This is a genomic window from Paenibacillus ginsengihumi DSM 21568, assembly GCF_000380965.1.
Taxonomy (GTDB): Bacteria; Bacillota; Bacilli; order Paenibacillales; family NBRC-103111; genus Paenibacillus_G; species Paenibacillus_G ginsengihumi.
The window spans coordinates 20,441-27,092 of record NZ_KB905614.1; the positions used below are offsets into that span (position 1 = coordinate 20,441).

A 6,652-nucleotide genomic window follows, 5' to 3' on the forward strand; every position below is an offset into this window, starting at 1 on the left:
TGCGGAACTATATAAGTATCGTCATATGTTGAAAGGCCAAATATTAAGCAATCTCAGGACCCGCTATAAGGGTTCCTTTTTGGGATTTTTATGGACCTTTGTTAATCCGCTATTGATGCTTTGCGTATATGCCACAATGTTCAGTACCATTATGAGAGTGGACATGGAAAATTACGTCATGTTTCTATTTGTAGGACTGCTGGCGTGGACTATGTTCCAAAGCTCTGTTTTGGATAGCGTGAATATAATCGTAGGGAATTCTAATTTGGTAAAAAAAATATATTTCCCGAGGGAAATTTTGCCCATTGCCCAAGTTTTGGCCACAGTTGTTAACTACTTCCTAAGTCTATTTATTTTGATAGCGGCCTTATATATAACAGGGATTCATCTAACTATTAATATTATTTATTTGCCGCTTATCGTATTAATCCAAACGATATTTGCCTTAGGTTTAGCGTTCCTGGTCTCAAGTTTAAATGTGTATTTTAGAGATTTAAATCACATATTAGGAATAGTCATGATGGCTTGGTTTTATTTCACTCCTGTACTCTATAACAGCGAGATGATTCCTGATAAATTCAAGAGTTTATTTCAGTTAAATCCAATGGCCACACTTATCATGAGCTATCAAGATGTTTTTTTCAAAGGTACGGCGCCTAATCTAAACGCTCTTATGAATGTTTCCATTACATCCATTGTGGTATTGTTATTGGGATGGGGGATATTCAACTTATTAAACAAGGGTTTTGCTGAAGAAGTCTAATTTGCCCCAATAGAAAAGGAGACTATCGATGTATGCAATCGAGATAAATGATGTCTCAAAGAAGTATAAAATATTTAATGAAAAAAATGTAACCTTAAAAGAAAAAATATTGTACTTTGGCAAAAGCAAGCCGCAAGAATTCTCTGCTTTGAACAACATAAGCTTGAAAATTGAAAAAGGAAAGACAGTAGGGTTGATTGGACGAAACGGGTCAGGCAAATCGACACTACTGAAACTCTTAACAAGAATAATATACCCAACATCCGGGACAATCAAAATGGATGGAAAGATCTCTAGCTTGTTGGAGCTCGGGGCAGGCTTCCATCCTGATTTTACGGGTAGAGAAAATATTTACATGAATGCTTCTATCCTGGGTTTTACAAAGGCAGAAATTGATGAACGATTGGATGAGATTATTGCTTTTTCAGAACTGGGGGAATTTATTGATAATTCCGTTAGAAGCTATTCTTCCGGGATGTACATGAGACTTGGATTCTCTGTAGCTATTATGGTTAATCCAGACATTCTTTTAATCGATGAAGTGCTTGCTGTTGGCGATGCTTTATTCCAAAAAAAGTGCTTTGAAAAGTTGGAAGAAATGAAAACAGCAGGAAAAACCATTGTATTTGTTTCTCACGACCATGGAGCCGTTAAGAAATTGTGCGATGAAGTCGTATGGATTCACGAAGGCGATTTGATGGATATTGGAGAACCTGAAAAAATCATTGGGAAATATTTGGCGTTTTTGAATAAAGAGGATAATTCTAATATTGATAGTAATAACATCTCTAATCATGAACTGCAAATTCATGATGGTATTGATGTTGATGGTTCTCAACAGACTATATTTACCGATATTAAATGGACAGACTCTTTGGGGGAAGTACGGCATTCCTTTATAGTTGGAGAGGACATCTTATTAAGTATAACTTTAAACCCCAATATTCAAAGCCTGTTAAATGTAACAGTTCAAGCTGATTTATACAAGGATTCAATCCTTTGTTTTAAATCCCAATATCCGTTAAACGATGTGAATGAAGTAATGTTGAAAATTAAACAGCCTAATTTAAATAAAGGCGAGTACCAACTCATCCTAACTCTCATCGATAAGGAATCAGGTGACCTTATTGATAAGCTTGAAAAGATATTAATAATAAATGCTTTTAATGAAAGTGAAGGATTAATTGAATTGGATCATAGTTGGAAACCAATTAATAAAGGTGTTTAGGAGTTGTAAAAATGGTAGCAAAAGAAACAGATATTTTTTTATTTGAAACAGATTCGATTGACTCAGCTAAGATTATTGAAGATATCAAAAAAAAATACAGTCAAGTTTTATTAGACGAAACCGAGAAAAAAATTTTGTTTCAAAATATCCATCCGCCTGCGGCGGACTCTTCCTTCCTTTATAATTTTATTGATGAAATTGAAGTGCTTACTCGTCGTTGGCATGTTAATATTGATTATAATATTACTTCCCATCGGCCAATTATTGGTACAGCAATTGTTTTTGTGAAAAAAATTGTCAGGAAATTGCTTCGTTGGCTGATCTCTTACCCATTTACAAGCGTCGAGGAATTTAATCAGAGTACCGTTTCAGCTCTCCATCATTTGAAAGATGGACTTATCACTATGCATCAAGAGCAAAGTGAGATCATGGAAAAATTAATCCTTGAAAATGAACTGCTTAAGAAAAAGCAAAAAGAGATGAATGAAATCCACAAAGAGATGGTTAAATTTATCGGGGATCTGAGGGAAGAGCTTAGTCAGATAAAAACCACGGCGCGTATTTCAAACGAACGAACCAGAAGAATGGAGCGACTAGCGAAATATCCTGAATTGGCAATAGCTGTTGAACAACAACCCATAATACAAGAAAACAACATTCAATACTCTCAACGGATTAATGACGATTCCTTTGATTACTTTATGTTTGACGAGTATTATCGGGGAAATAAACAGAAGATTAAGGAGCGTCAAAAGAGATATATCAAATATTTTAAGGGGAAAGAGAATGTTCTAGACTTGGGGTGTGGCCGCGGCTATTTTTGTGAACTGCTTCAATTCCAAGGCATTTCGTATCTTGGAATTGATAATAATCCGGATATGTTGTCGGCGTGTCAAGAAAACAGCTTGAACGTTATGAATAGTGAAATCATGGACTATTTAAATAGGCAACCGAATCAATCTATTGGTGGAGTATTTTTGGGGAATATTGTTGATCATTTCACGCCACAACAGTTTTATGAGTTACTTCGGCTCGTATATCAAAAGTTACAACCAGGTGCCTATTGCGTTATGGAAAGTGTAAATCCGCAAAGCATTCAAACGATGCAGGAATATCCATTTACCGACGTGCTTAACGGAAAATTATTGAATCCAAGAACAGCCAAATTCATGTATGAGTCTGCTGGTCTAAATTTAGTGCAGTTGGATTTTTGCTCATCACTGGATAGCGGATTCGATAAGTTGATTATTGAGAATGAAAAAATGAGTGATTACCTAGAGAAAATTGACGATCTATTGTTTGGAGATCAATTTTATTCTGTAGTCGGTTTAAAGTAGTCGTTGGGGGTTAAAGTATGAGAATAGATCAAATACTGCCAAGTATCAGTTATGGAGATGCTGTCAGCAACTCGGCCATAATTATAAAGAAAATGTTGGAATCAAAGGGTATTAGTTCTAACATTTACGCTGGTCATATCCATCCGAAACTACGAAAGATTGTGAAACCAGTAACAAAATTAAATAATCGTGCTGATGGTTTATTGTTTCACATGGCCACAGGTTCTAGAGAGTCTTATATTGTGAAAGAGATAGACATTGGTAAAAAGATAATGATTTATCACAATATTACTCCCGCGCGATTTTTTAAAGGCTATAGTTCAAACGCAGAGAGATCTGTTATTCAAGGACGAAGCGAGCTAAGAATGCTAAAAAACGATATTGGATTGGCGATCGGTGTTTCCGAATATAATCGGAAAGAGCTTGAGGAAATAGGGTATTATAACACAACAGTTGTCCCATTTATTGTTAATCTAGATGATTTTGCTCAACCACCTGCTAAAAACATCGTCAAGCAAATGCAGGATGGAAAAACAAATATCCTTTTTGTAGGACGCATCTCACCAAATAAAAAACAAGAGGATATCATTAAAGCTTTTTATTGTTATCACAAATTTTTTAATAACAATTCTCGTCTTACTTTAGTAGGAAATTATACTGGGATGGAACCCTATTATTATCAATTGAAAAAATTGATTTCTGAACTTAATCTTGAGAATGATGTATTAATTACGGGACATATTCCATTCTCTCATATACTGGCGTATTATCACACTGCACATCTTTTTTTCTCGATGAGTGAACATGAAGGATTTTGTGTACCATTATTAGAGGCGATGTATTTCAAATTACCAATCCTTGCATATGATAGTAGTGCAATTGGTGAAACTCTAGGAAATGGTGGGGTATTATTCAAAGAAAAAGATTTTGTTAAGATTGCTGCTATGATTGATACACTAATTAAAAATGAAGAGTTCAATAAAAGCTATCGAATGAAAAGTTCATCAAGACTCGAGTACTTTAAACAAGAAAAACTCGAAAGCATTCTATATAGTAAGATTATACAATATATGAACGAATAATGAATTCGGGAGACCTTGGTAGATGTTGAAAAAAATTATAAATAAGATCGAAAAACATGCTCCTGTTTTTATATTTCTTTTTAGTTTTGGGACTCTTATTTTTTATATAATGAATTACCATTCGACAATTCTTTTTAATTCTGATTCCGCAACTGCAAATTTATTAGCCAGAGAACAATTATTAACCTGAAATTCGAAAGTACGATTCTTTGAAAACGTGAAAAGGGCTCCAAATCTTTGGGTAGAATGGTGTTTGTCCGAACAACATCACCCAAAGAGAGGAGCACCTTTTAGGTGAAGTTTACCACAACCGTCAGCAAAATCAAGACCGAATTTTCATTACAAAATGCTACAAGCTTCGGCGGCGTCAAGGTCTTCTTGGATTTTCTTGAAAAAATCAAACTGTCGGAGGCGATGCGTGGTCTCTCCGGCGGCAAAGCGCACAATGCGGTCTTCCCTCTGCATCGCATCCTACTGTATCTCCTTGTCGGCTGGATGCTCGGCTGCCAGCGGATTTTTCATTTTCGCAAGCTGCAGCATGACGCCCTGCTACGCCGTTTTCTGGGTGGACGCTGCCCGTATCACAGCCTGCTGTATAAGGAACTCGGCCGGCTGGGTCAGACGTGTCCCGGGCTGGCGATGGAACTGCGGACGCTCGATCAGGAGGTCATTCGTCCTTGCTTGCCTGACCGCCTCATTCTCGATCTGGACTCCACCGTCGAAACGGTCTACGGCGACCAGGGCGGAGCAGCCAAAGGCACGAATCCGCACAAGCCCAGTCGCAAGAGCTATCATCCGCTACTGGCTTTCGAAGGGCAGACGCGGCTAAATCTGAATGCTTGGCTTCGCCCAGGTAATACCCATTCTTCCACGAATGCCATCGACTTTCTGAAGCAAACGTTTGACCTGCTTGACGAGCATCCGATCGGCTACGCCCGATTCGACAAGGGCTTTGGCGGTGAAGACTTCTACAGCCTGCTCGAGAGCCGGAAGATTGGCTATGCCGGCAAACTGAAATGGACAAAACGGCTGGAGCAGGAAGTTCGGAAGTGTCGCTACTGGACGCGGTACGTCGACGAAGATTGGATCATCGAAGGCATCACGTTGATCTACAAAGCGACTCCTGGATGAAAGCGCGCCAGGTGGCCATCATTCGCAAGGCCTAAGTGGAGGATGACGGGCAAAGTCGAATGGTTTTTCGACAGCGACTGGCAGTACGAAGCGATCGTCACGAATTTGGAATGGGAGCCGATCGATTTGCGGCGCTTCTACAATCAGCGTTTCTGCATGGAGAATTACATCAAGGAAGCCAAGAACGGATTCTCCATGGATCGCATCGCGACAAACGATTTCCGTGTCAATGAATTGGATCTATTGATCAAACTGCTCGCTTATAACTTGTTCGAGCGATTGCGCGATTGCTGCGAACCTGTTCATCGTGGCTATACGATCGCCAGGTTCCGGCTGGAGTTCTTTCACATCGCTGCCACGCTCATTCAGCATAGCCGAGCGGTCATTCTCAAACTGGCGAAGAACTTCGCGGGCCGATACGTCTGGAAGCGGATCGAAGTCCGAGTGGCTCAGTTAGAATGATCCTTCCACAATCCTACATGGAAATCGCAACGCCCCTTCATTGGGGAGGGGGAAGAACTATCCTTCATGCCTGCAATTGGGACCGTCTCGCAGGATAATCTCTCTTTATTTTATCAGGGTGATGATCCTCAAATTCCTTCGCTTCTCCTGTTACTATGGACTTTCGAAATTCAGGTTTATAGTTCTGGAATGGGGCATTACAATTTGAGTTTATAGTTAAATATTTTAAAAGCGGGTGTTGCTACAAACTTCAATTGGTTGAAGTGTAGCGACACTTTTATTTTTGGAAAAAGAGATTTCAAAGCAGCTCATTCTAAATAATTTCTTAAAATATTATTGATAATATATTATTCGATGCATAAAATAGTAATTGTTACCGCCGGATTATAATTGACCCAGGATCGCCGGAAAGAAAATGACCCACCCCTGTCGAATAAAAGCCCTCTGAGATATCTCTACCATGATACGCAGAGGAGACTGTTATGCTCAGGAGTGGGACTGTGATTAGCTTACACGAACTCAAGGCAATGGGCAAGAGCATTCGCGAAATCGTCCGAGAGACCGGCATCGCCCGCAACACGGTACGCAAGTACTTGCGCTCAGACGGCATCCCCGAGCGCCAGCCGCGCGCCAAACGCGGCTCCAAGCT

Annotated in this window: 5 protein-coding genes and 1 pseudogene; all 6 read left to right on the forward strand. The window is 39.4% G+C overall.

Annotated features, from left to right (window positions below; translation table 11 throughout):
- Positions 1 to 25 precede the first annotated feature (25 nt).
- The gene (locus F591_RS0122785) at positions 26 to 763 is read left to right on the forward strand and encodes an ABC transporter permease (protein ID WP_245581108.1); all 738 of its coding nucleotides are present in this window, start codon (positions 26 to 28) and stop codon (positions 761 to 763) included.
- 28 nt (positions 764 to 791) lie between these two features.
- Positions 792 to 1,991, forward strand: coding sequence for an ABC transporter ATP-binding protein (locus tag F591_RS0122790; protein ID WP_019536920.1), 1,200 nt, complete (start codon positions 792 to 794; stop codon positions 1,989 to 1,991).
- 11 nt (positions 1,992 to 2,002) lie between these two features.
- Complete coding sequence (locus F591_RS0122795) at positions 2,003 to 3,328, forward strand: class I SAM-dependent methyltransferase (RefSeq protein WP_019536921.1); 1,326 nt, start codon at positions 2,003 to 2,005, stop codon at positions 3,326 to 3,328.
- 17 nt (positions 3,329 to 3,345) lie between these two features.
- On the forward strand, positions 3,346 to 4,410 hold the full coding sequence (locus F591_RS0122800; protein WP_019536922.1) for a glycosyltransferase: 1,065 nt from the start codon (positions 3,346 to 3,348) through the stop codon (positions 4,408 to 4,410).
- Positions 4,411 to 4,704: 294 nt separating this feature from the next.
- Positions 4,705 to 6,003 (forward strand): annotated as a pseudogene (locus tag F591_RS28810) (IS1380 family transposase).
- A gap of 482 nt (positions 6,004 to 6,485) precedes the next feature.
- A partial coding sequence (locus tag F591_RS31710) for a helix-turn-helix domain-containing protein (RefSeq protein ID WP_342665607.1) occupies positions 6,486 to 6,652 on the forward strand: 167 nt, incomplete at its 3' end.